The 20,255-nt window shown below is 58.6% G+C and carries 22 protein-coding genes, 1 tRNA gene and 1 pseudogene; 16 read left to right on the plus strand and 8 right to left on the minus strand.

The window, feature by feature from the left end; all coding sequences use genetic code 11:
- The first annotated feature begins 41 nt into the window (after positions 1-41).
- The 8 genes and pseudogenes from ACW9UQ_RS07200 to ACW9UQ_RS07235 all read left to right on the plus strand — a co-directional run bounded on the left by ACW9UQ_RS07200 (position 42) and on the right by ACW9UQ_RS07235 (position 4,978).
- Positions 42-959 (plus strand): branched-chain amino acid ABC transporter permease, encoded by a 918-nt coding sequence (locus tag ACW9UQ_RS07200; RefSeq protein WP_458930330.1) that lies wholly within the window; start codon positions 42-44, stop codon positions 957-959.
- A gap of 1 nt (position 960) precedes the next feature.
- Positions 961-1,944, plus strand: a complete 984-nt coding sequence (locus tag ACW9UQ_RS07205) for a branched-chain amino acid ABC transporter permease (protein WP_458930331.1) — start codon at positions 961-963, stop codon at positions 1,942-1,944.
- 64 nt (positions 1,945-2,008) lie between these two features.
- Positions 2,009-2,455: pseudogene (locus tag ACW9UQ_RS07210) on the plus strand (ATP-binding cassette domain-containing protein); the annotation flags it as partial.
- A 99-nt stretch (positions 2,456-2,554) separates the two neighbouring features.
- A complete protein-coding gene (locus tag ACW9UQ_RS07215) occupies positions 2,555-2,692 on the plus strand; it encodes an ABC transporter ATP-binding protein C-terminal domain-containing protein (RefSeq protein WP_458930352.1) in 138 nt (45 codons plus the stop codon).
- Entirely contained in the window at positions 2,689-3,378 is a 690-nt protein-coding gene (locus tag ACW9UQ_RS07220; protein ID WP_458930332.1) for an ABC transporter ATP-binding protein, read from the plus strand. The genes ACW9UQ_RS07215 and ACW9UQ_RS07220 overlap by 4 nt, the downstream gene beginning before the upstream one ends.
- Before the next feature lie 102 nt (positions 3,379-3,480).
- Entirely contained in the window at positions 3,481-4,464 is a 984-nt protein-coding gene (cobS, locus tag ACW9UQ_RS07225; RefSeq protein ID WP_458930333.1) for a cobaltochelatase subunit CobS, read from the plus strand.
- Complete coding sequence (locus ACW9UQ_RS07230; protein WP_458930334.1) at positions 4,464-4,754, plus strand: hypothetical protein; 291 nt, start codon at positions 4,464-4,466, stop codon at positions 4,752-4,754. Before cobS ends, ACW9UQ_RS07230 begins: the two co-directional genes overlap by 1 nt.
- Positions 4,754-4,978 carry a hypothetical protein gene (locus ACW9UQ_RS07235; RefSeq protein WP_458930335.1) on the plus strand — a complete coding sequence of 75 codons (225 nt, stop codon included), beginning with the start codon at positions 4,754-4,756 and terminating at the stop codon, positions 4,976-4,978. Before ACW9UQ_RS07230 ends, ACW9UQ_RS07235 begins: the two co-directional genes overlap by 1 nt.
- Before the next feature lie 10 nt (positions 4,979-4,988).
- Here ACW9UQ_RS07235 and ACW9UQ_RS07240 read toward each other — a convergent pair whose 3' ends face one another.
- Positions 4,989-5,585 carry a LysE family translocator gene (locus ACW9UQ_RS07240; protein WP_458930336.1) on the minus strand — a complete coding sequence of 199 codons (597 nt, stop codon included), beginning with the start codon at positions 5,583-5,585 and terminating at the stop codon, positions 4,989-4,991.
- A 74-nt stretch (positions 5,586-5,659) separates the two neighbouring features.
- Here ACW9UQ_RS07240 and ACW9UQ_RS07245 point away from each other — a divergent pair, with 74 nt between their 5' ends.
- The gene (locus ACW9UQ_RS07245) at positions 5,660-6,112 is read left to right on the plus strand and encodes an Lrp/AsnC family transcriptional regulator (RefSeq protein ID WP_458930337.1); all 453 of its coding nucleotides are present in this window, start codon (positions 5,660-5,662) and stop codon (positions 6,110-6,112) included.
- Between the two features lie 66 nt (positions 6,113-6,178).
- Here ACW9UQ_RS07245 and ACW9UQ_RS07250 read toward each other — a convergent pair whose 3' ends face one another.
- Positions 6,179-6,628 carry a hypothetical protein gene (locus ACW9UQ_RS07250; protein ID WP_458930338.1) on the minus strand — a complete coding sequence of 150 codons (450 nt, stop codon included), beginning with the start codon at positions 6,626-6,628 and terminating at the stop codon, positions 6,179-6,181.
- A 165-nt stretch (positions 6,629-6,793) separates the two neighbouring features.
- Between ACW9UQ_RS07250 and cobT the strand changes: the two genes are divergently transcribed.
- Positions 6,794-8,695, plus strand: a complete 1,902-nt coding sequence (gene cobT, locus ACW9UQ_RS07255; RefSeq protein WP_458930339.1) for a cobaltochelatase subunit CobT — start codon at positions 6,794-6,796, stop codon at positions 8,693-8,695.
- A gap of 247 nt (positions 8,696-8,942) precedes the next feature.
- Here cobT and ACW9UQ_RS07260 read toward each other — a convergent pair whose 3' ends face one another.
- Positions 8,943-9,404, minus strand: coding sequence for a hypothetical protein (locus ACW9UQ_RS07260; RefSeq protein ID WP_458930340.1), 462 nt, complete (start codon positions 9,402-9,404; stop codon positions 8,943-8,945).
- Between the two features lie 144 nt (positions 9,405-9,548).
- Positions 9,549-10,457, minus strand: a complete 909-nt coding sequence (locus ACW9UQ_RS07265; RefSeq protein WP_458930341.1) for a DMT family transporter — start codon at positions 10,455-10,457, stop codon at positions 9,549-9,551.
- A 215-nt stretch (positions 10,458-10,672) separates the two neighbouring features.
- Here ACW9UQ_RS07265 and ACW9UQ_RS07270 point away from each other — a divergent pair, with 215 nt between their 5' ends.
- The 4 genes from ACW9UQ_RS07270 (at position 10,673) to ACW9UQ_RS07285 (ending at position 15,159) form a co-directional block, all read left to right on the plus strand.
- Entirely contained in the window at positions 10,673-11,839 is a 1,167-nt protein-coding gene (locus ACW9UQ_RS07270) for a phosphoserine transaminase (protein WP_458930342.1), read from the plus strand.
- Between the two features lie 68 nt (positions 11,840-11,907).
- Positions 11,908-13,500 carry a phosphoglycerate dehydrogenase gene (gene serA, locus ACW9UQ_RS07275; RefSeq protein ID WP_458930343.1) on the plus strand — a complete coding sequence of 531 codons (1,593 nt, stop codon included), beginning with the start codon at positions 11,908-11,910 and terminating at the stop codon, positions 13,498-13,500.
- 139 nt (positions 13,501-13,639) lie between these two features.
- On the plus strand, positions 13,640-14,932 hold the full coding sequence (locus ACW9UQ_RS07280; protein ID WP_458930344.1) for an adenylosuccinate synthase: 1,293 nt from the start codon (positions 13,640-13,642) through the stop codon (positions 14,930-14,932).
- Positions 14,932-15,159, plus strand: a complete 228-nt coding sequence (locus tag ACW9UQ_RS07285; RefSeq protein WP_458930345.1) for a DUF2842 domain-containing protein — start codon at positions 14,932-14,934, stop codon at positions 15,157-15,159. Before ACW9UQ_RS07280 ends, ACW9UQ_RS07285 begins: the two co-directional genes overlap by 1 nt.
- Positions 15,160-15,328: 169 nt before the next feature.
- On the opposite strand, the gene ACW9UQ_RS07290 is transcribed toward ACW9UQ_RS07285, so the two are convergent.
- Positions 15,329-17,305: a hypothetical protein gene (locus ACW9UQ_RS07290; RefSeq protein WP_458930346.1), complete on the minus strand. Its 1,977-nt coding sequence runs from the start codon at positions 17,303-17,305 to the stop codon at positions 15,329-15,331.
- A 117-nt stretch (positions 17,306-17,422) separates the two neighbouring features.
- Here ACW9UQ_RS07290 and ACW9UQ_RS07295 point away from each other — a divergent pair, with 117 nt between their 5' ends.
- Positions 17,423-18,091: a thiamine diphosphokinase gene (locus ACW9UQ_RS07295; RefSeq protein WP_458930347.1), complete on the plus strand. Its 669-nt coding sequence runs from the start codon at positions 17,423-17,425 to the stop codon at positions 18,089-18,091.
- 92 nt (positions 18,092-18,183) lie between these two features.
- Here the strand turns inward: ACW9UQ_RS07295 and ACW9UQ_RS07300 are convergent, their stop codons facing one another.
- The 3 genes from ACW9UQ_RS07300 to ACW9UQ_RS07310 all read right to left on the minus strand — a co-directional run bounded on the left by ACW9UQ_RS07300 (position 18,184) and on the right by ACW9UQ_RS07310 (position 19,341).
- On the minus strand, positions 18,184-18,714 hold the full coding sequence (locus ACW9UQ_RS07300; RefSeq protein WP_458930348.1) for an outer membrane protein: 531 nt from the start codon (positions 18,712-18,714) through the stop codon (positions 18,184-18,186).
- Between the two features lie 102 nt (positions 18,715-18,816).
- Positions 18,817-19,158: an outer membrane protein gene (locus tag ACW9UQ_RS07305; protein ID WP_458930353.1), complete on the minus strand. Its 342-nt coding sequence runs from the start codon at positions 19,156-19,158 to the stop codon at positions 18,817-18,819.
- Between the two features lie 36 nt (positions 19,159-19,194).
- Positions 19,195-19,341, minus strand: coding sequence for a hypothetical protein (locus tag ACW9UQ_RS07310; protein ID WP_458930349.1), 147 nt, complete (start codon positions 19,339-19,341; stop codon positions 19,195-19,197).
- A 376-nt stretch (positions 19,342-19,717) separates the two neighbouring features.
- Between ACW9UQ_RS07310 and ACW9UQ_RS07315 the strand changes: the two genes are divergently transcribed.
- Positions 19,718-19,791, plus strand: a tRNA-Gln gene (locus ACW9UQ_RS07315).
- The last annotated feature ends 464 nt before the right edge of the window (positions 19,792-20,255 follow it).

Consider the following 20,255-nt stretch of genomic DNA (forward strand, 5'->3'; position numbering starts at 1 on the left):
CGGGTCTGCCGGGGCGGCGCAGATAACACTGGGTTCACCGGATGTCCCTTGCCCTTTTTGTTGAGCAGGCGCTGAACGGCCTGCAGCTTGGCGTGATGCTGTTCCTGATGGCCGCAGGTCTGACGCTGATTTTCGGTGTCATGGGGCTGATCAACCTGGCTCACGGTTCGCTTTATATGGTTGGGGCCTTTGCCGCAGCGGCTGTGGCGAAGGCCACCGGCTCATTTTCGCTGGCCCTTGCTGCCAGTCTGGCCGCAGCTGCGATAGCAGGCGTTTTGATTGAGGTCACGGTGATCCGCAGGCTCTATAACCGGGACCACCTGGATCAGGTTTTGGCCACCTTTGCCCTGATCCTGATCTTTTCCGAGGCGACCCGCTGGGCATTCGGCTCGTTCCCCCTTTACCTCGACAAACCTGCCATGCTGTCGGGCACGGTCTCCCTGCCGTTGAGGATCGAATATTCGCTGTACCGGCTCACGCTGATCGTCGCCGGTCTGCTGGTCGCAGGCGGGTTGTTCGCAATGATTGCTTATACCCGCATCGGCATCCGTATCCGCGCGGGTGAGAATGACCGGGAAATGATCGCAGCGCTCGGCGTCAACATCGCCCAGCTTTACACGATGGTCTTTGCCCTGGGCGCAGCGCTGGCTGGGCTGGCCGGGGCGCTGATCGGGGCCATTCAATCCGTGCAGGTCGGCATGGGCGAACCAGTTCTGATCCTAGCCTTTGTCGTCATTGTTATCGGGGGCATCGGCTCCATCAAGGGGGCCTTTATCGGGGCCATTCTGGTCGGCCTGACCGACACGCTGGGCCGGTTCCTGCTGCCGCAGCTTTTCGCAACTTTCATGGAGCCGTCGGCGGCAACATCTGTCGGATCGTCGTTGTCCTCCATGTCGATTTACGTCCTGATGGCGCTGGTTCTGCTGTTCCGCCCCAAGGGCCTGTTCGGAGGCGCATGAGGTGACCCGCGAAACCATACTGAATACGGCTCTGCTGCTGGTCCTGCTGGTGTTTCCACTGCTGGCCTGGATCTGGGACGAGCCGTTTCTGATCACCCTGACCACCCGCGCCGTCATTCTGGCGATTGCCGGTGTCGGGCTGAACTTTGCCCTGGGCTTTGGCGGTCTGGTCAGCCTGGGCCATGCCGCGTTTTTCGGGCTGGGCGGCTATGCCATGGGCGTTCTGGCCTATCACGCGCAAAGTTACACGCCACTGATGGAATGGCCGTTTGTTATCGAAGGCACGAAATCCATGCCGGTGATCTGGCTGGTGGCCATTGTGGTCAGCGCCTTTGCTGCCCTGATCATCGGAGCATTATCTGTGCGCATCACCGGGGCCTATTTCATCATGATCACGCTGGCCTTTGGTCAGATGTTCTTTTACTTCGCCATCTCCTGGCCCGCCTATGGCGGCGAGGACGGCCTGTCGATCTATGTCAGGAACGAGTTTCCGGGCCTCAACACCATGGACCCGATCCAGTTCTTTGCCATCTGCTATGTGCTGCTGCTTCTGGTCCTGCTGTTTGTCGCCCGCGCCGCCCGATCCTCGTTCGGGCTGATGCTGCGCGCGGCAATGCAAAACGAATCGAGGGTTCTGGCCGTTGGTCAGGTGCCCTATCGCCTGTACCTAATGGCCTTTACCATTTCCGGGGCCATCACCGGACTGGCCGGGGCGCTGTCAGCCGATCTCAACCGTTTCGTCAGCCCTTCGATGCTTAGCTGGCAAATGTCGGGTGAGATCATGATCTTCGTCATCCTTGGCGGAGTTGGCCGTGTCTTTGGCCCGGTTGCCGGGGCTGCGTTCTTTATCCTGCTGGAACACCTTCTGGGCGGGTTGTCCGATTTCTGGCACATCTATCTTGGCGCAATTCTTTTGGGCGTGGTTTTGTTTGCCCGTGGCGGGCTGTACGGCCTGCTTGCCGGACAGGAGCGTGCGCATGACTGAGCCGATCCTCGACATTCATGGCATCAGCAAAAGCTTTGGCGGGCTGCAGGCCAGCAAGGACATCACGCTGACCCTGCGTCCGGGCGAAATCCACGCCCTGATCGGACCGAACGGGGCCGGGAAATCAACTCTGATCAAGCAAATAGTCGGGGAGTTGCGCCCCGATGCCGGCACGGTTCGTTTCGACGGGCGCGATGTCACTACCCTGCCGACCGCTGCCCGCGTGCGCATGGGCATGGGGCGGACCTTTCAAATCTCGGCCCTGCCGATGGACTACACGGTTCTGCAAAACACCGTACTGGGCGCGTTGGGTCATAGTGGCAAGGTGTTCCGGCTGCTGGACAGGCCCATGCGAAACCAATCGCTTGTCACAGCGGCAGAAGATGCCTTGCAACAGGTCGGGCTGGAGGAATTCCGAAACTTCCGCACCGCAGAATTGTCCCATGGCCAACGCCGCCAGTTGGAGGTCGTCGTGGCCCTAACCTTGCAGCCCAAAGCCTTCCTGATGGATGAACCCATGGCTGGCTTGGGGGCCGAAGGCTCGCAACGGCTGATCGGGTTCCTGGACGATCTGCGCCACCGCGCCCCGATCCTTTTGGTGGAACATGACATGGATGCTGTTTTTGCCCTAGCCGACCGGATCAGCGTCTTGGTCTATGGCACGGTGATCGCGACCGGCACCGTTGACGAAATTCGCGCCAACCCCGAGGTCCGCAGCGCCTATCTGGGCGAGGAGGACCCGGCATGAGCCTTTTGCGTCTGGAGCATATTTCGGCCTTTTACGGACCCTCGCAAGCCCTGTTCGACGTCCATCTGACGCTGAACAGCGGCGAAGTCATGGCGCTGATGGGCCGCAACGGCATGGGCAAAACCACCACCGTCAAAGTGATCTGCCGCATGTTGCAACATCGCGGCGGCTCTATCCTGTTTGACGGTCAGGACCTTGCACCGCTGCCGTCCTACAAGGCTGCACAGGCCGGGATAGGGCTGGTGCCCGAGGGGCGGCGCTGCTTTACCAATCTGACCGTCCACGAAAACCTGATCGCCGCCGCGCGGCTCGGTGCCTGGGACTTCGCCGCCGTCACCCGCCTGTTCCCAAGGCTGGCAGAGCGGCGTAACCAACTGGCCGGTTCCCTGTCAGGGGGAGAGCAGCAAATGCTGGCCATCGGGCGTGCCCTGATGACCAACCCGCGCCTCCTGATTCTTGACGAGGCGACCGAGGGGCTTGCCCCAGTGGTGCGGCAGGAAATCTGGGCCGCGATTGCAGAGCTGAAAACCTCTGCCGGGCTGGCCATTCTAGTGGTCGACAAATCCTTGCGTGAACTCGGCACAGTGGCCGACCGGGCGGTGATCCTTGAAAAGGGGCAATCGGTCTGGGCCGGCCCATTCGGCGACCTGACACCCGCGATCACTGACCAGTATCTGGGCATATAATCCCCGGCGCCCCCCGCCATGTCACCTTATCCGGCAAAGCCCCCTTGCACCCACGCGGGCTTTCCTCCAAAAGATCGGTCGGACCAGCAAAGGACTAAGGCCATGGACGGTACTGTCGATCTGCCCAGTGAACCCACCGTAGACATCAATGTGCGCGAGACATTCGGCATTGATCTGGACATGACAGTCAAAGGGTTTGCTGAAGCCACAGATCGCGTGCCGGAACGCGACAGCGCCTATCGCTTTGACCACGACACGACGCTGGCGATCCTGGCCGGGTTTGCCCATAACCGCCGGGTGATGATCCAGGGCTATCACGGCACCGGGAAATCCACCCATATCGAACAGGTTGCCAGCCGCCTGAACTGGCCCTGTGTGCGGGTCAACCTCGACAGCCATATCAGTCGGATCGATCTGATCGGCAAGGATGCGATCAAGCTGCGCGACGGCGTGCAGGTGACCGAGTTTCAGGAAGGCATCCTGCCCTGGGCCCTGCGCAATCCCGTGGCGATTGTCTTTGACGAATACGACGCAGGCCGCCCCGATGTGATGTTTGTGATCCAGCGCGTGCTGGAGCGCGACGGCAAACTGACCCTTCTGGATCAGAACCAGGTGATCCACCCGCATCCCTATTTCCGCCTGTTCGCCACCGCCAACACCGTTGGCCTCGGCGATACCACTGGGCTTTACCACGGCACCCAGCAGATCAACCAGGGCCAGATGGACCGCTGGTCGCTGGTGGCAACGCTGAATTACCTTGAGCATGACGCCGAGGTTGATATCGCGCTGTCCAAGAACCCGCATTACGCCTCGGACGAGGGCCGCAAGACGCTCAGCCGCATGGTCACCGTCGCCGATCTGTCGCGTACCGCCTTCATGAATGGCGATGTCTCAACCGTGATGAGCCCACGGACCGTGATTGCCTGGGCTGAAAACGCCCAGATCTTCGGCGATGTCGGCTTTGCCTTCCGCTTGAGCTTCCTCAACAAATGCGACGAGTTGGAGCGCCAAACAGTGGCAGAATTCTACCAGCGCTGCTTTGACGAAGAACTGCCGGAAAGTGCCGCCAGCATCAGCCTTGGCTGATGGCGCTGCCGCCAGACATCTTTCCAGCCGACCCGGATCAGGCCGCACTTGATAGGGCTTCCGACCTGATCAAAACGCTTGAGCATGCGTGCGACGAAGGTGACTTCTCGTCTCCTGCACTGCAGGAGCTGCGTGATCTGACAGCAAACCCGCGGCTTACCGTCGAGCAATATCATGAGGTTTCTGGTCTAACGGATATGGCGATGCGGCCTTGCTGGCCTTCTGTCCTGAGCCAAGAAAGATTGAAGGCCTCAGCTTCGACGATTTCGAAGAACTATGCGCGCACATGATGGACAATCTTCTGAATGGCCGGTTTGACTATTGGTTCCGCCTATTTCGGCGCAACGCCAAACTTTCCAGCGCGGGTGATCTGGTTTTCTACCCGCCACAAGCATGGATTGACCGTTTGATCGACGCAGGAGAGGTTGCGCCAGACACCACGCCAACAAACTTTGAACCAACACCGCAACAGATCGCCGCAGAAGCCTGGCGGTCAGACGCTATTCAGCTTTAGATCAAACGGGTTATAAGCCAGTTAAAACAGGCCACAACGACGCGACAAGCAGTCCGGCCATGGTCCAGTTGAACAGCCGCAAACGCTCTGGGCTGGTCAGCACCCGTTTCGCCTCCCGCCCCAGTGTTGTCCATAAGGTGATGCTGGGCAGGTTCACTGCCCCAAACACAGCGGCAACGATCAGCACTGACTGCCAGCTTTGCTCTGCAGCATAGGCCGTGATCGCCCCGATCGCCATCGCCCAAGCTTTGGGATTGACCCATTGGAACGCCGCCGCCTGAAGGAATGTTAGGGGATGTCCCGTTGCAGCGCCCTCTTCGATTGGTGCGGCGGTCGCAATTTTGAATGCCAGATACAAAAGAAAGGCCACACTCAGGACTTTCAGGATGACGTAGCTTACCGGAAAGATATCAAATATACGGCCCAACCCCAACCCGATCAGCGCCACCATGCCGACAAAGCCAATCGAAATACCCAGCATATGCGGGATCGAGCGGCGAAACCCGAAATTTGCGCCAGAGGCCATCAACATCAGATTGTTCGGCCCCGGGGTGACAGAGGTGACGAAGGCAAAGGCGATAAGGGCGGTCAACAGATCATAGGTCATAAGGCGTAGATTAGTGTTGATTGCAGAGCAATGTCCTTGCAATCTGTGTGCATATAGCGAAAAATTCACACGATATGATTGCAACAGACCAAATTGACGACCGAATATTGCAAACCCTCTCAACCGAGGGACGGATCAGCAATACCGCCTTAGCCGACCGTGTCGGCCTATCGCCATCCGCCTGCCTGCGCCGCGTGCAGGAGCTTGAGCGCTGCGGCATCATTACCGGCTATCGCGCCGTACTTGACCCAATCAAACGCGGTATCGGCTTCACCGCCTATATATGCGTTGGCCTTTCGGTGCATACGAAAGAAGCGCAGGAGGCGTTTGAACGCTCCATCTCGCGCTCACCCGAGGTGACGGAGTGTCACAACATCACCGGCAGCATCGAATATCTGCTGCGGGTAGAGGCCGCCGACCTTGCCGCCTACAAGCATTTTCACACCGAGGTTCTGGGCACCCTTCCCCAGGTAAATTCGATCATAACCTATGTGGTCATGGGCTCGCCCAAAGATATGCGCGCCTGAGGACGTGACCGGGCTTGCCGCCGGTCGTCTTTGAAGGAGGCGCACCACCTACAAGATGGTCTGTGGCTAGTCCGCCAGCTGCGCCGCCATCCAATTCCGCCAGTCCCGCTGCACACCCACCAGCCCCATGGATCGGGCGATCAGATAAGCACCTGTCCGACTGACCTGACGCACCATCAGACGCCCATATAGACCATCTGTTCTGCCACCGGTGGGACGGGCAATTTCAAACCGGGCGCTGGCCATATCCATAAGCGCCTGCCGGTAGCTTTGTAATGTAACCAGATAGGTTTCGGCCCGTGTCCAGCCATCACTGCCCGTTCGTGACGTGTGATAAAGGTCAAGAGCTGCCGCACAGTCTTTTGCCAGGGCCACCCGAAATGTTTCCTCTTTCAGGGTATGCAGGTCATTGAATGCAACATTCGTAAAGTAATCGCAGGTCTTCTGAAAATCACGGGCAGCTGCAGGCCCTGCAAAACCGACAACCAGAGACACCAACAGAACAACAAAACGCATTTGATACTCCTTTCCCGGTCTAGGGTATCATAAAAGTGTCACTAAAATGTTATCTTCTGCCAGATATCCGCAAAGCCTGTAATCGCAGTGCCGCATTGCGCCCCCCGGCCCGACGGCGTATTCAGGGGGCCGGGCATCCCGACAGCGCAAGGACACCGCCGTTTCATGACCAAAAGCGACAACCCGGCCGACCCGTTCAAAAAGGCGCTGTCCGAAGCGACTCGCGCCATTGCCAATGATGCCGAGCTTGAGGTCAGCTATTCGGTTGACCCGCCCTCGCTGACCAATGCTGCCGCGCGCCTGCCTCAGGTCACACGGCGCATGACACGGGACGAGGTACTGCAGGCCCGCGGCACCGCAGATGCCTATGCCCTGCGCCATCGTTTCCATAACCCCGCAACCCACACCCGTTATGCCCCGCAGGGCGAGCTTGCGGCCGAAATCTACGAAGCCATGGAAACCGCCCGTTGCGAGGCATTGGGTGCCCGTGTCATGCCGGGAACGGCGGGCAATATCGACGCCAAGATCGCGGAAGAAGCAAAGCGACTGGGCTTTGGCCAAATATCCGAGCAATCCTCGGCCCCGCTGGCTGCCGCCGCTGGCTATCTCGTGCGCCATCTGGCCACCGGTCGCGACCTGCCACCCGATGCCGCCAATGTCATGAACCTCTGGCGCGATCACTTTCAGGCGCAGGCGGGCGAAGAATTCGATAATGTCGACCACCTGCTCGACGATCAGGCGGCGTTTTCGCGTCTGGCTCGCCGGGTCATCTCTGACCTCGGCTATGGCGATCAGTTGGGCGATGACCCGGACGAAAGCCAGGATCAGGAAGATGAAACCGCCGAAGAGGACAGCACCGAAGACAGCGCTGACGATACCGGTGGTGAAGATCAGGACAGTTCCGACGACGCCCAGACCGACGATCAGCAGGAAACTTCCGACCAATCCGAAGCGATGGAGGCCAGCGTCGAAGTCGACGAAAACGCCGATGCCGAAATGGTTGAGGATATGGATGCGGAGGACGGCGAACCACCCCAAGACAGGCCAGAGGTGCCGATCTCGGATGCCGATCCGGAATATCGCGTCTACAGCACCCGCTTTGACGAGATCATCCCTGCCGAGGAGTTGGCCGATCCGCTGGAGCTGGAGCGCCTGCGCGCCTATCTCGACCAGCAGCTTGAGCCGCTGAAAGGCGCTGTCTCGCGCTTGGCCAACCGCCTGCAACGGCGTCTGCAGGCGCAGCAAAACCGGTCCTGGGAGTTCGATCTGGAGGAAGGCACGCTGGATGCCGGACGCCTGGCCCGGGTTGTCGTCAGCCCAACCACCCCGCTGTCCTTCAAGCAGGAAAAGGATACAGAGTTCCGCGACACCGTCGTCACCCTGCTGCTGGACAATTCCGGCTCTATGCGCGGACGCCCGATCTCGATCGCATCAATCTGCGCCGACGTTCTGGCCCGCACGCTGGAACGCTGCCAGGTCAAATGCGAAATCCTGGGCTTCACCACCCGCGCATGGAAGGGTGGCCAGACGCGCGAGGCCTGGCTGGCCGAAGGCCGCCCCGCAAGCCCTGGCCGCCTGAACGATCTGCGCCATATCATCTATAAGGCCGCCGACATGCCATGGCGCCGCGCCCGCCCCAATCTGGGCCTGATGATGAAAGAGGGCATTCTGAAGGAAAACATTGATGGCGAGGCGCTGGAATGGGCCCACCGCCGCCTGACCTCCCGGCCCGAGGCACGCCGCATCCTTATGGTAATCTCAGACGGCGCGCCGGTGGACGATTCCACGCTGGCTGTGAACTCCGCCAGCTATCTCGACAAACACCTGCGCGACGTCATCGCCATGATCGAACGCCGCCGCGCGGTGGAACTGATCGCCATCGGCATCGGTCACGATGTGAACAAATGGTACGCCCGCGCCGTCACCATCACCGATATCGAGCAACTGGCCGGTGCCATGACCGAACAACTCGCCGCCCTGTTCGAAGACACCACAACCGGCTGCGCAGGGCGAGTTAAAGCGGGGCAGGAATGGTACTGGTTGTTCTTACCAACCCCAACGCCTTGATCCCCTGATTGAAGCGACATTTTCTGTCATCGAGAGACATATCAGGGTCGTGTCAGCAACCAACACGCAGGTAATTCGGGCAGCACAATCCTGCGGGACTTGTCACCAAGGCTCCATACATGCACGCCGTGGTTAGATAGCATCATTGACAAGCTTGAATGGAAAGTTAGAAATCACGAAAATGTGAGCGCTAACATCATCGGAGATCATCGTGCAATTTAAAGCGTTTCGAGTTTACCTTGAGACATCACATAAAATCGAAACGCGTACACCATATAGGCTTATCACTGCGTTTCAGGATAATCTTTTGTCTCAGGTTTATCCCGAAACGCTTTAAGCCCCTGCTTTCGCTGCATATTGGTTCACTTTCTGGCTGTTGAATGGTCTGGATAAATTCTTCTACGGCTCTGATCTGGGCCTGTTTCGATGGGCCGGCAAAGACCGGAATGAACAGTTTGACCGGTACTTTAGCAATATCGGCATGCCTGATGCCCCGATTGACGGGCTGCTGGCTTTCGCCGGAATTGTAGAGTTGCTCGTTGCCGTGCCCTTCCTGATCTGCGGCCCGCTGCTGCTCTCTGCTCATCCCGACCGGTGGTTGAGAGGGGCGAATATCATGCATAAGGGGCTTATCGCCGCATTCGTGGTTTTCCTTGGATTCATTATTATGGACGTCATCGCAGGTGACCGCGCAGAGCTTCTGGAGCATTCGCTTTACCTTGGGGTGATTGCCGGCTCTTATGCCGTTACCGACCTAGATCATCTTCTTGTTGTTAAGCGCCGGGCACCACAACCAAGCTAAGGATTGCCAGTTATCATACTGATAGCATCCTGGCGTGTGGCCTCGATGCTATCAGTACCTTCCACGAAACCGAGCCTGAGCGATGGCAAGGCCCGTAAGGATCAGCGCAAGCGCGCCAAAGAAAGCCTGAGGTAAGGTTTCGTCCAGAAATATAAAGCCCAGCAGGACAGCCCAAACCGGCACCTGATAATTCACCATCGACAGAAAGCTGGGGCCAGCAGTTTTGATTACATAGACAAGCAACAGGGTTGCAGCTGCAGTCGGCAAAAGCGCCAAGTACAGCACGCCCAGCCAGGGGGCGGCACCTGTCGAAGTAGGAATCCCCTCTGTCATCCAGGCAAATGGCACCAGCGTCACAGTGGCAAGCAGCAAGGCCGCTGCACTGAACGTCATGGAATGGGCGGGCGGCGCACGGCGGGTAATAATGGAGCCGGTGGCGTAGCAAAGGGTGGAGGCGATGCAGGCCAGTCTTGCCAGCCCCACCAGATCGCCCTGCCCTGCCTTCAGGATGCTGTCAGGCCCGATCAGCACCACAACACCGGCAAACCCGATGACAAAGCCCAGCGCCTTGCGTTTGGTCAGCACCTCACCCGGGACAAAGACATGCGCCAGCGGCAGAACCAAAAGGGGCACAATCGCCATCGTGATCCCGGCGAAACCTGCCGTCACCTCGGTCTGCCCCCAGGACAACAGCGTGAAGGGGATAGCGTTGGAAAACAGGGCCATACCCAGACAATGCAACCACAGACGACGGCCCTCTTTCGTGCGATGATCCGGCAGGCCATGGCCCATCGCGTAGCTGGCGATGGTGATGATCACCGCAGCCAGCGAGATACGGATCGCGGCAATCCAGGCGGGGGTAAACCCCTCCAGCGCGACCTCTACAGCCAGAAAAGACCCGCCCCAGATCAGGCCGAGAAAGGTCAGAAGCATCCAGCTAAGTAAGGTTGGTTTGGGCATAACCACCGTCCTATCGCAGCGGGCGGGAAATGAAACATCAAAATTGGTGATGGGCGGAACACGGGTTTCCGATGGGAAATCGAATATGCGCGATTTACGCAATTTTGCAGCTTGGCGACGTGGTCGCAATCGCCTAACTGATCCGTGGGCACGTCGCCGGGTTAAGGGCGAGCGGTGGCGCGCTCAGGAATTTCGCCCTGACGTCGGAGCCGTCCATGAGCCTCCCTACCCCGCCGCAGGTCAAGCCTGCGCGCCCCGAATTTTCGTCTGGTCCCTGCCCCAAACGCCCCGGCTGGAACGCCGCCGCGATTGCCGAGATTGCCTTTCTGGGCCGCTCGCATCGGGCGGCCGCGCCAAAGGCACAGCTAAAGGATGCTATCGACCGCATGGCGCGCATCCTGAATGTGCCCGATGGCTACAAGGTCGGTATCGTTCCGGCCTCGGATACCGGTGCCTTTGAAATGGCAATGTGGTCCATGCTGGGCGCCCGCCCGGTGGATATGCTGGTCTGGGAGAGCTTTGGCGCTGGCTGGGCCAGCGATGTCACCAAGCAGTTGAAGCTTGATGATGCGCGGGTGCTGGAAGCGCCTTATGGCGCATTGCCCGATCTAACGACCATACGCCCCGATGCGGATATCTGTTTCACCTGGAACGGCACGACATCCGGCGTGCGGGTAGCCGATGCGGACTGGATCCCGGCAGATCGCACTGGTCTGACCTTTTGCGATGCAACCTCCGCCGCTTTCGCGCAAGATCTTGACTGGGACAAGCTCGATGTCACCACGTTCTCCTGGCAAAAAGCGATGGGGGGGGAGGCTGCGCATGGCGTGCTGATCCTTAGCCCGCGCGCGGTGGAGCGGCTGGAAAGCTACACGCCAGACCACCCCTTGCCGAAGATTTTCCGCCTGACAAAGGGCGGTAAGCTGATTGAGGGGATTTTTGAGGGGGCAACAATCAACACCCCGTCTATGCTGGCGGTGGCCGATGCCATTGACGCGCTGGATTGGCTGGAAGAAATCGGCGGGCTGGATGCCTCTATGGCGCGGGCTGATGCCAATTTCACGGCCCTACAGGATTGGGTTGATCAAACCGATTGGGTGGAAAACCTGACCGCCGATCCGGCCCTTCGGTCGAACACCTCCGTCTGTCTGAAAGTCACCGATCCGGCGATCGCGACCCTGGACGATGCAGCCCAGCGCGCCTTTACCAAGGCGATGGTGAAACGGCTGGAGGCCGAGGCCGCCGCCTATGACATCAACGGCTATCGCGATGCCCCGGCAGGCCTGCGCATCTGGTGCGGGGCGACGGTGGATACAAGCGATATCAAGGCGCTGACACCCTGGCTCGATTGGGCTTTTGCCGCGACCAAGGCCGATCTCTGACAACATAGCGCCCCTTTTCCGTAACGGGAAAGGGCGTGCGCTGCATATAATTCCAAAGGATCACAAGTATGCCCAAGGTACTGATTTCTGATAAACTGTCCGACGCCGCTGTGCAGATTTTCCGCGACAAAGGGGTGGAGGTCGATTTCCAGCCTGATCTTGGCAAGGACCCTGGAAAACTGGTCGAGGTGATCGGTCAATATGATGGTCTGGCCATTCGGTCGGCGACCAAGGTCACCGCTGATCTGATCGCCAAGGCTGCCAACCTGAAAGTTGTGGGCCGGGCCGGGATCGGGGTGGATAATGTCGATATCCCCGCTGCTTCAGCCAAAGGGGTTGTGGTGATGAACACGCCGTTTGGGAACTCTATCACCACTGCCGAACATGCGATTGCGATGATGTTTGCCTGTGCGCGGCAGATCCCTGCTGCCGATGCCTCGACCCGCGCGGGCAAATGGGAAAAGTCGAAGTTTATGGGCTCCGAGATCACAGGCAAGACGCTGGGTTTGATCGGGGCAGGCAATATAGGTTCGGTCGTGGCGGCACGGGCTATTGGCCTGAAGATGAAGGTGATCGCCTATGATCCGTTCCTGTCGGCGGAAAAGGCCGTCGATTTGGGCATCGAAAAGATCGAAGAATTGGACGATCTGCTGGCGCGCGCCGATTTCATCACCCTGCATCTGCCCAAAACCGAAAAAACCGCCAATCTGCTGAGCGCGGAGAAGATCGCCAAGATCAAACCCGGCGCGCGGCTGATCAACTGCGCCCGTGGCGGTCTGGTGGACGAGGCTGCTGTGGCAGAAGCGCTGACATCCGGACAACTGGCTGCCGCCGCTTTTGATGTCTTTGCTGAGGAACCGGCGACGGATAACCCGCTGTTTGGCGCACCGAATGTCGTCTGCACCCCGCATCTGGGTGCTGCAACCAGCGAGGCGCAGGAAAACGTTGCTTTGCAGGTGGCGGAACAGATGTCGGCCTATTTGATGGATGGGGCGATCTCGAATGCGCTTAACGCGCCATCGGTCACTGCCGGGGAAGCCCCGGTGCTGAAGCCTTGGATTGAGCTTTGCGAGCTTTTGGGCGGGTTTGCCGGGCAGGTCACCGAAAGCCCGATCAAGGAGATCGAGATCGAATATGTCGGTCAGGTTGGCGACTTGAACCTGAAGCCACTGACCTCGGCCATCACAGCCAGCCTGCTGCGGCCTTTGGTGGGTGAGGGCAGCGTCAACATGGTCTCGGCCCCGGTTGTGGCGCGCGAGCGTGGTATTCAGATCGCCGAGACGCGCAAGGATGCGCAAGGGGCGTTTGGCTCTTATGTTCGGCTGATGGTGATCACCGAAAGCCAGACACGGTCGGTTGCCGGGACGATCTATTCCGACGGCAAGCCGCGCTTTATCCAGATCAAGGGCATCAACCTTGAAGCGGAGCCGACAACGCACATGCTTTACACCACCAATACCGACACTCCGGGCTATATCGGGGCGCTGGGAACCAAGCTGGGCGCGTTGGGGATCAATATCGCCACCTTTGCGCTTGGCCGATCCGCCAAGGATGATGAGGCGATTGCGCTATTGGGTGTGGATGAGACTATCAGCGAGGCTGCATTGGCCGACATCACCACCTTGCCGCAGGTGCGTCAGGCCAAAGCGCTGCGCTTCTGACCCCAGCGGAGGCACTTGGCTTGTGGGTCTGGTGCCTCCGGCGGGGATATTTTTGGAACAATGAAAGCGGGGAAACCGCTTTCCGTTTGGCGGTGCTTGGCGTAGGAAGGGGCGGTTTTCGGCTGAGCGGGAGAATGTGATGGCCAATGTCTGCGTGGTCGGTGCCCAGTGGGGCGATGAGGGCAAGGGCAAGCTGGTCGACTGGCTGTCGGAGCGCGCCGATGTCATCGTGCGGTTTCAGGGCGGGCATAACGCCGGTCACACGCTGGTGATCGACGGAGAGGTTTACAAGCTGTCACTGCTGCCCTCCGGCATTGTGCGCCCCGGCAAGCTGAGCGTGATTGGTAATGGCGTGGTGCTGGATCCGTGGCATCTGGTCGAGGAAATTGCCAAGCTGCGCGGACAGGGGGTTGAGATCAGCCCAGACAATCTGATGATTGCTGAGAACGCGCCACTGATCCTGCCAGTGCATGGGGAATTGGATCGGGCGCGGGAAAACCAGAATTCCGTTGCCAAGATCGGTACAACGGGCCGTGGCATTGGCCCGGCCTATGAGGACAAGGTCGGACGCCGCGCGATCCGTGTCGCGGATCTGGCCGATGCTGCGACTTTGGAAAAACGCGTGGACAGGCTGCTGGTGCATCATGATGCATTGCGCGCGGGACTTGGGATCGCACCGGTTGACCGGGGCGCATTGATGGCTCAGCTGACCGAAATTGCAGACCAGGTGCTGCCTTATGCCGGACCGGTTTGGAAAGTGCTGAACGAGGCACGGCGCGCCGGGCGGCGCATTCTGTTTGAGGGGGCGCAAGGGTCGTTGCTGGATATTGATTTCGGGACCTATCCGTTTGTCACCTCGTCCAATGTTATTGCGGGTCAGGCCGCCACCGGTTCGGGCATGGGTCCGGGTGCGATCGACTTCGTTTTGGGGATCGTCAAGGCCTATACCACGCGGGTCGGCGAAGGCCCGTTCCCAACCGAGCTAAACGATGAAAACGGCCAGCGGTTGGGCGAGCGGGGCCATGAATTCGGTGTTGTCACCGGACGCAAACGACGCTGCGGCTGGTTTGATGCAGCGCTGGTGCGGCAGACCTGTGCCACAAGCGGGGTGTCCGGTATCGCCCTGACAAAACTGGACGTGCTGGATGGGTTTTCTGAATTGAAAATCTGCACAGGTTACGAGCTGGACGGTACGCGTATCGACTATTTACCCATTGCTGCGGACCAGCAGGCCAGGGTTACGCCCATCTATGAAACCATGCCAGGTTGGAGCGAAAGCACCGAAGGCGCGCGCAGCTGGGCAGAATTGCCTGCGGCGGCGATCAAATATGTCCGGCGCATCGAAGAGCTCATCGGCTGCCCCGTGGCGCTGTTGTCCACCTCGCCCGAGCGGGATGACACCGTCCTTGTCACTGATCCATTTGCCGACTGATGCCGATGTCTTACAAAGCGCGGCGCCGGTGGTCACTGGTCCTGCTGCTGGTCTGGCTGCCGCTTTATGTGATTGTGGCTGTGACCGTGGTACCGATGTTTGGACGCCCGCCTATATGGGCGGAATTGCTGATCTATGTCGCGCTCGGGTTTCTGTGGGCCCTACCCTTTCCGGCAGTGTTCCGTGGGGTTGGCAAGGCAGACCCGAACGAAGATGTTGATCGATAGCTGCAAATCCGAACTGACCAAGGGTAGAGGGTAACGCACATCCAACGCTGCCTGAAATCATAGATTTCAACGCGTTTGATGTAACTGGATGTCTCAGGTATTTCGCGAGACGCGATAATGGTTTGCGGCGGCCACAAAAAGAGCCGCCGCAAATCAACTGTATCATACGTCAGCCGTTGATCTCGGCCGCGTAGTTCGCCTGCAATTCCGGTGACAGCGCGAAAGCACCGCCATCCATGCGGATGATCTGGCCGCCCCGAACCAGTTTGCCAAAAGACTTGATCCGCGCCTCGGCACTGAAGGTCTGGCCGCTGGCAACATCATCGACCATCGACATAATCGCCTTGCGATCAAAGCTGGACTGACCGTCGATCAATGTCAGATAGACTGCCGAGGCCTCCATCAGTTCCGGCAGTGACGATGCGCCAAGCCGGTGGACAAAGTTGCGGAAGTTCATCTCGCCATCGTCGATGAAACCAGCATTACCCAGATCGACCGAGACCTGAGACGATTGCGGTTCATGGGTAAAGGATGCATGCAGGCGATCAGCCATGGCGTCGCCGCCAGCATCCTTTCCCCGAGGCTTTTTGGCCTCCACCTTTGGCTCGGCTTTCTTGGGCGCAGGCTGGCGTTCCGGGGCCGGCTCAGGTGCTGGGGCTGGGGCGGCCTGTGTCAGCGTCAGCGGCTGTTCAGCAACAGGCGCTGGCTGTGCGGCGACCGCCGGGGTCAGCGTCAGTGGTGGCTCGGCAGCCGGTGCCTCGGCCTGAGCGGCAGCGGCAGGAGTAAGCGTCAGAGGCGCTTCTGCCGCGGGTGCAGGTTGTGGCTGCACCGGCGCAGGCTGCGGCGGCTGGGCCTGTGGAGCTTGCGGTTCTGCAGCCGCAGGCTTTGGTGCCGGCGGTTCTACCACCGGCTCGGCCGGTGCTACGGGATCAGCTGCGACCTCCGGCGGCTCATCGTTACGTATGATACGCAGGCGGCGTCGGGCGTTTTCTTCGGCCCGATCGGCAACCGTTTCTTCAACACCTCGGGGCTTTGCGGGTGCCTCAGGAATTTCCTCAGCCGGTGTAAGCTGCAGCGGTTCAGCCACTGGCTCAAGAGGTGTCTTTTTGGCAGACGGCGCACCGCTGAGTTTCAACGGCGGACCATCTTCGGCAACCGGCGCTGGCGGCTCTTCTACCGGGGCAGGTGTAGGGTCGAGGCGCAACGGGGCGGCCTCTTCCTCAATCGTTTCTTCGGCTTCGGCTATCAGGCCAGAGACCGCATCTTCGATGGACCCGTCAACAGATGGTGCTTCATCCTGTGCGGCGGGTGCGTCTTCGGCGGGTGTGGGTGCTTCTGCCGCAGCGGGCACCTGATCCTCTGCCGGAGGCGCAACCGTCGGGCGTTGCATTGCTGATGCAAAGGTATCGCTGAAATCGTCAGCATCCGCAGCCGTGTCGGAAGTGGCAACTGCAGGTTCGGCAATCGGCTCTTCCACCGTAGGCGGCGCCGTTTCTTCCACTACCGCTGGCGCTTCTTGCGCAGGCGGCTCGGCCTGTAGGGGTTCGGCTACAGGTTCCTCGGCAATATCTGATGTGGCCTGCTCAGCAATTTTGCCTACGGGTTCCGCATCAAAGTCTTCTGATACTTCCGGTTCGGGAGCGTCTTCAGCGACGGGCTCTTCCTCCACAGCGATGGATGCTGCAGGGGCCGCCTCTTCCACGGCTTTCTCTACAACGGCTTCAACTGGGTCTGGCTCAACCACCGACTCTTCTTCTGCGGTGGCGTCAACTGTAGCGGGTTCTTCTTCCTCGAGGTCTTCGGCTACGGGGGCAGGCCCTGGCGTCGGCTCCTCTGCTTCGGCCACGCCTTCAACTTCTTGCGCAACGGCATCCTCGGCCATCATTTCTTCGCTGATGGCGCGAATTGCGATGCCACCTGGGATGGTTCCGGCCTCAACGCCTTGCGCGTCAGACACCTCAAGCACGCTTTCGATCAGATCGTCGATTTCTTCGATCTCACCATAATCACCGAAGGACGGATCCCTCTGCGATAAGTCCTGATAAAATGCAACGATCTGCTGCATGATCGGGAACGGATCATCAAACCCTTCCAGCTCGCAAGCGAAGGTTCCGTAAGAAACTGTCAAAGTATTGGTCTTTCCCATCGTCATCCTCTTCCCGTATCCTTGCGCCGGCCCCCCTTGCCCGCCGCTTGCCGCCCCGGCTATCGCAAACAAGATGCGAGTAAAGGGTTGGCACAATATAAATGGTCCAGACGCAAGATGCCCTCATTTCACCTAAAAACCAAAGAGAATGTCACTTTGCTCGGTGCGGCTCCTGTAACTGGCCCGTTACTCGACACTGTCCTTTCCCGCGCACCGACGGTTGTTGCGGCGGATGGCGGCGCTGATACTGCACATGCTGCGTCTGTTGTTCCCATGGCAATAATAGGCGATCTCGATTCGTTAACTACCGCGCAATATTGGCGGAATTCTGACACTCGAATATTCGAAATCCCAGAGCAAGACTCAACAGATTTTGATAAATGCATGCGTGTCGTTCATGCACCTGTTGTTCTGGCAGTCGGATTCAGCGGCGGGCGTATGGATCATGAATTGGCCGTGCTTAGTGGCTTGCTGGCTTTCCACGAAAAACCGGTCATAGTGGTGTCGGAGGGGGATATTTGTTTCCATTGCCCGCCGAGGTTGTCACTGCCGATGCAGGCAGGCCAGCGCATTTCACTTTTTCCGCTGCGTCCGGTAACTGGCCGGATAAGCAAGGGATTGCGCTGGAGTGTCAAGGATCTGCACCTGGAACCCGGCGGTATGATCGGCACATCCAATGAAGCTACAGGACCGGTAGAGGTTGGATTTGATCAGCCCGGCGCGCTGGTGATTCTGCCTGGCGATATGCTGGACACAGCGATAGCAGCACTCAGGGTCGCCCCCTAGGCTCAGGACCGGTTGATTTTCGGCTAGCCTCGTGACTCACGTTTCGAAAACGGGCGGTGAACATATTGGATACCATAAGCTGAACGGTTGGCTCAAAAGTGAAACGACATCCGCGCCTGCACCGTATGAAGGTCAATGCCATCACCGCTCGAGTTAAAGTCGTCGAAGATGTTGTAGTTGTATTCGGTGCCGATGGTGATCCGGTCGGTAACTTGATAATCAAGCCCTACACCAACCATGTAACCAAAGTCGTCTACACTTGATCCAAGACCAGAGATATTGGCCCACGCAGCGCCAGCCGTACCGTAAGCCAGAAAGCGGCCACCGTCGTAGCCCAGTTTGAGCTTAACATGCGCCAGCTGGTCAAGGGTGATGACAGGGCCGAGCACTTCGATATCGGCAATATCGTAGTCGATCTCAGCACCGATCACGGTCGTTCCGAGATCGTGATTGTAGCCTGCGTGAACACCACCCAAGGCACCCTCAACCGGAAGACTAACGCCGGTCGTATCGCCGAAACTATAGCCGACCTGACCGCCGAGATAAAAGCCGTTCCAGTCTGCCGCCTGAACGGGAGCTGCCAGCAGAGTTGCTGCTGCAGCGATTGCCTGTAACTTTCTCATTTCTCACTCCATTTTCTGGCCCAACGGGCGAATTTGTACCCGTTGGTCGGAACTGGAGCAGTGTGGGTTCAAACGCCGGGCGGTAATGCGCCTGGTGTGGTGTCAAAAGCGATAGTTGACCCATGCATTGACCGTTTGGTGAGTGTAGGACACAGACGTATTCTGAACATCCCCGCTGTGATAAAGATATTCTACACCAACAGAAATGTTATCACGAATAAGATATTCAAACCCGGCACCAGCCACAAATCCATTGGTCGTAAAGGTATCAGTACCATTTGACACCTGGCCAGCACCATAGCCCCCCACGGCATAGATCAGAGACTGGCCCAAATCCGCACCGAAGCGCAGTTTTGCAGAATAAAGCGGCCCAACTGAACTGCCCGGCAGTGCTACATACTCCAGTGTCGCGCCCATAACTTCCAGTTCACCGCCGACGACCAGAGTTCCAAAGTCGCGATCATAACCAAGATGACCACCTTAGGTAAAGCCGTCCGCTTCGTCCGTCGCCACTTCTGATTGGCCGTAGCCCAGGCTAACGCCGGAATAGAAACCGGTCCAATCGCCTGCAGTGGCCGATGTCGTGCCGAGTGCTGCAAGCATTGCAACTACACCTATTTTTCTCATGCCCTCGCTCCTTGGTAACGTCCACCGCAAACTGGCGACGAATGTATGAATCTGTGAACGGACAGGAGCCTACATGCTAAAGCGTTTCGGGATAAACCTGAGACAAAGGATTACCCCGAAACGCAGTGATCAACCTATAGGGTGTACGCGTTTCGATTTTTTGTGATGTCTCAAGGTAAACTCGAAACGCTTTAAGAAATCATTACGGCAGCCCCCAACCCGCAATCAAAGCCCTAGCGCCTTGTGTAAGAGCCGACCAATCATTATCAGGTAACATATTGAAATATATCACACTTAGACCACACTTCTTAATTGGTTTCATTGCGTAGAGAGACGCTTGCATTCACCGTCAAGATTTCATATTTAAACAGTCTGCTGGGGAATAGGTTAACGGTAGACCCACGGACTCTGACTCCGTTAGTCCTGGTTCGAATCCAGGTTCCCCAGCCAGCCTTTCCTATCAAACTGACGATATCGTGTCTGGGCGCAGGTAGTGCCGTGGTTTCCGCGGGTTAGCGGGTCGTGGTTTTCCGACAGACGCTTTATGGTCGATATTCGAGCGTGTAATACCACGAGAGTCTGGGCGGGCGATTTCGGCGATACGGGATGCAGTGTGGTCTAGAGACCTGCGATGCGCTCTTGCTGCGCATCCCAGCCCATCGGTAGCGGGTGATGGATCAGCCAGTCTGTGGTGAGTCCAGTCGGCTGGGTGCCAAGTGTCACCCTGCGCACAATTTCGGGCGCAAGGAAGGCGAAGGGGATGAGATGTTGAACCCGCCGTTTCGAAGTTTGGGCGGAGTGTCCTGAACTTTGTGTATCTGGCCCGGCCCATGCGGTTTCAGATACTCAAGCGTCGAAGCGCTCGCCAAACACTATGGCGAACTGGTTGCGGGCTGCAAACCATTCGCGAACGT

It is taken from the genome of Halovulum sp. GXIMD14793, from assembly GCF_054457435.1.

Coding starts and splice junctions, on each gene's coding strand:
- ACW9UQ_RS07200 (WP_458930330.1), top strand. CDS start 42: ATGTCCCTTGCCCTTTTTGTTGAGCAGGCGCTGAACGGCCTGCAGCTT.
- ACW9UQ_RS07215 (WP_458930352.1), top strand. CDS start 2,555: ATGGATGCTGTTTTTGCCCTAGCCGACCGGATCAGCGTCTTGGTCTAT.
- ACW9UQ_RS07220 (WP_458930332.1), top strand. CDS start 2,689: ATGAGCCTTTTGCGTCTGGAGCATATTTCGGCCTTTTACGGACCCTCG.
- cobS (WP_458930333.1), top strand. CDS start 3,481: ATGGACGGTACTGTCGATCTGCCCAGTGAACCCACCGTAGACATCAAT.
- ACW9UQ_RS07230 (WP_458930334.1), top strand. CDS start 4,464: ATGGCGCTGCCGCCAGACATCTTTCCAGCCGACCCGGATCAGGCCGCA.
- ACW9UQ_RS07235 (WP_458930335.1), top strand. CDS start 4,754: ATGGACAATCTTCTGAATGGCCGGTTTGACTATTGGTTCCGCCTATTT.
- ACW9UQ_RS07240 (WP_458930336.1), bottom strand. CDS start 5,585: ATGACCTATGATCTGTTGACCGCCCTTATCGCCTTTGCCTTCGTCACC.
- ACW9UQ_RS07245 (WP_458930337.1), top strand. CDS start 5,660: ATGATTGCAACAGACCAAATTGACGACCGAATATTGCAAACCCTCTCA.
- ACW9UQ_RS07250 (WP_458930338.1), bottom strand. CDS start 6,628: ATGCGTTTTGTTGTTCTGTTGGTGTCTCTGGTTGTCGGTTTTGCAGGG.
- cobT (WP_458930339.1), top strand. CDS start 6,794: ATGACCAAAAGCGACAACCCGGCCGACCCGTTCAAAAAGGCGCTGTCC.
- ACW9UQ_RS07260 (WP_458930340.1), bottom strand. CDS start 9,404: ATGCTCCAGAAGCTCTGCGCGGTCACCTGCGATGACGTCCATAATAAT.
- ACW9UQ_RS07265 (WP_458930341.1), bottom strand. CDS start 10,457: ATGCCCAAACCAACCTTACTTAGCTGGATGCTTCTGACCTTTCTCGGC.
- ACW9UQ_RS07270 (WP_458930342.1), top strand. CDS start 10,673: ATGAGCCTCCCTACCCCGCCGCAGGTCAAGCCTGCGCGCCCCGAATTT.
- serA (WP_458930343.1), top strand. CDS start 11,908: ATGCCCAAGGTACTGATTTCTGATAAACTGTCCGACGCCGCTGTGCAG.
- ACW9UQ_RS07280 (WP_458930344.1), top strand. CDS start 13,640: ATGGCCAATGTCTGCGTGGTCGGTGCCCAGTGGGGCGATGAGGGCAAG.
- ACW9UQ_RS07285 (WP_458930345.1), top strand. CDS start 14,932: ATGCCGATGTCTTACAAAGCGCGGCGCCGGTGGTCACTGGTCCTGCTG.
- ACW9UQ_RS07290 (WP_458930346.1), bottom strand. CDS start 17,305: ATGGGAAAGACCAATACTTTGACAGTTTCTTACGGAACCTTCGCTTGC.
- ACW9UQ_RS07295 (WP_458930347.1), top strand. CDS start 17,423: ATGCCCTCATTTCACCTAAAAACCAAAGAGAATGTCACTTTGCTCGGT.
- ACW9UQ_RS07300 (WP_458930348.1), bottom strand. CDS start 18,714: ATGAGAAAGTTACAGGCAATCGCTGCAGCAGCAACTCTGCTGGCAGCT.
- ACW9UQ_RS07310 (WP_458930349.1), bottom strand. CDS start 19,341: ATGAGAAAAATAGGTGTAGTTGCAATGCTTGCAGCACTCGGCACGACA.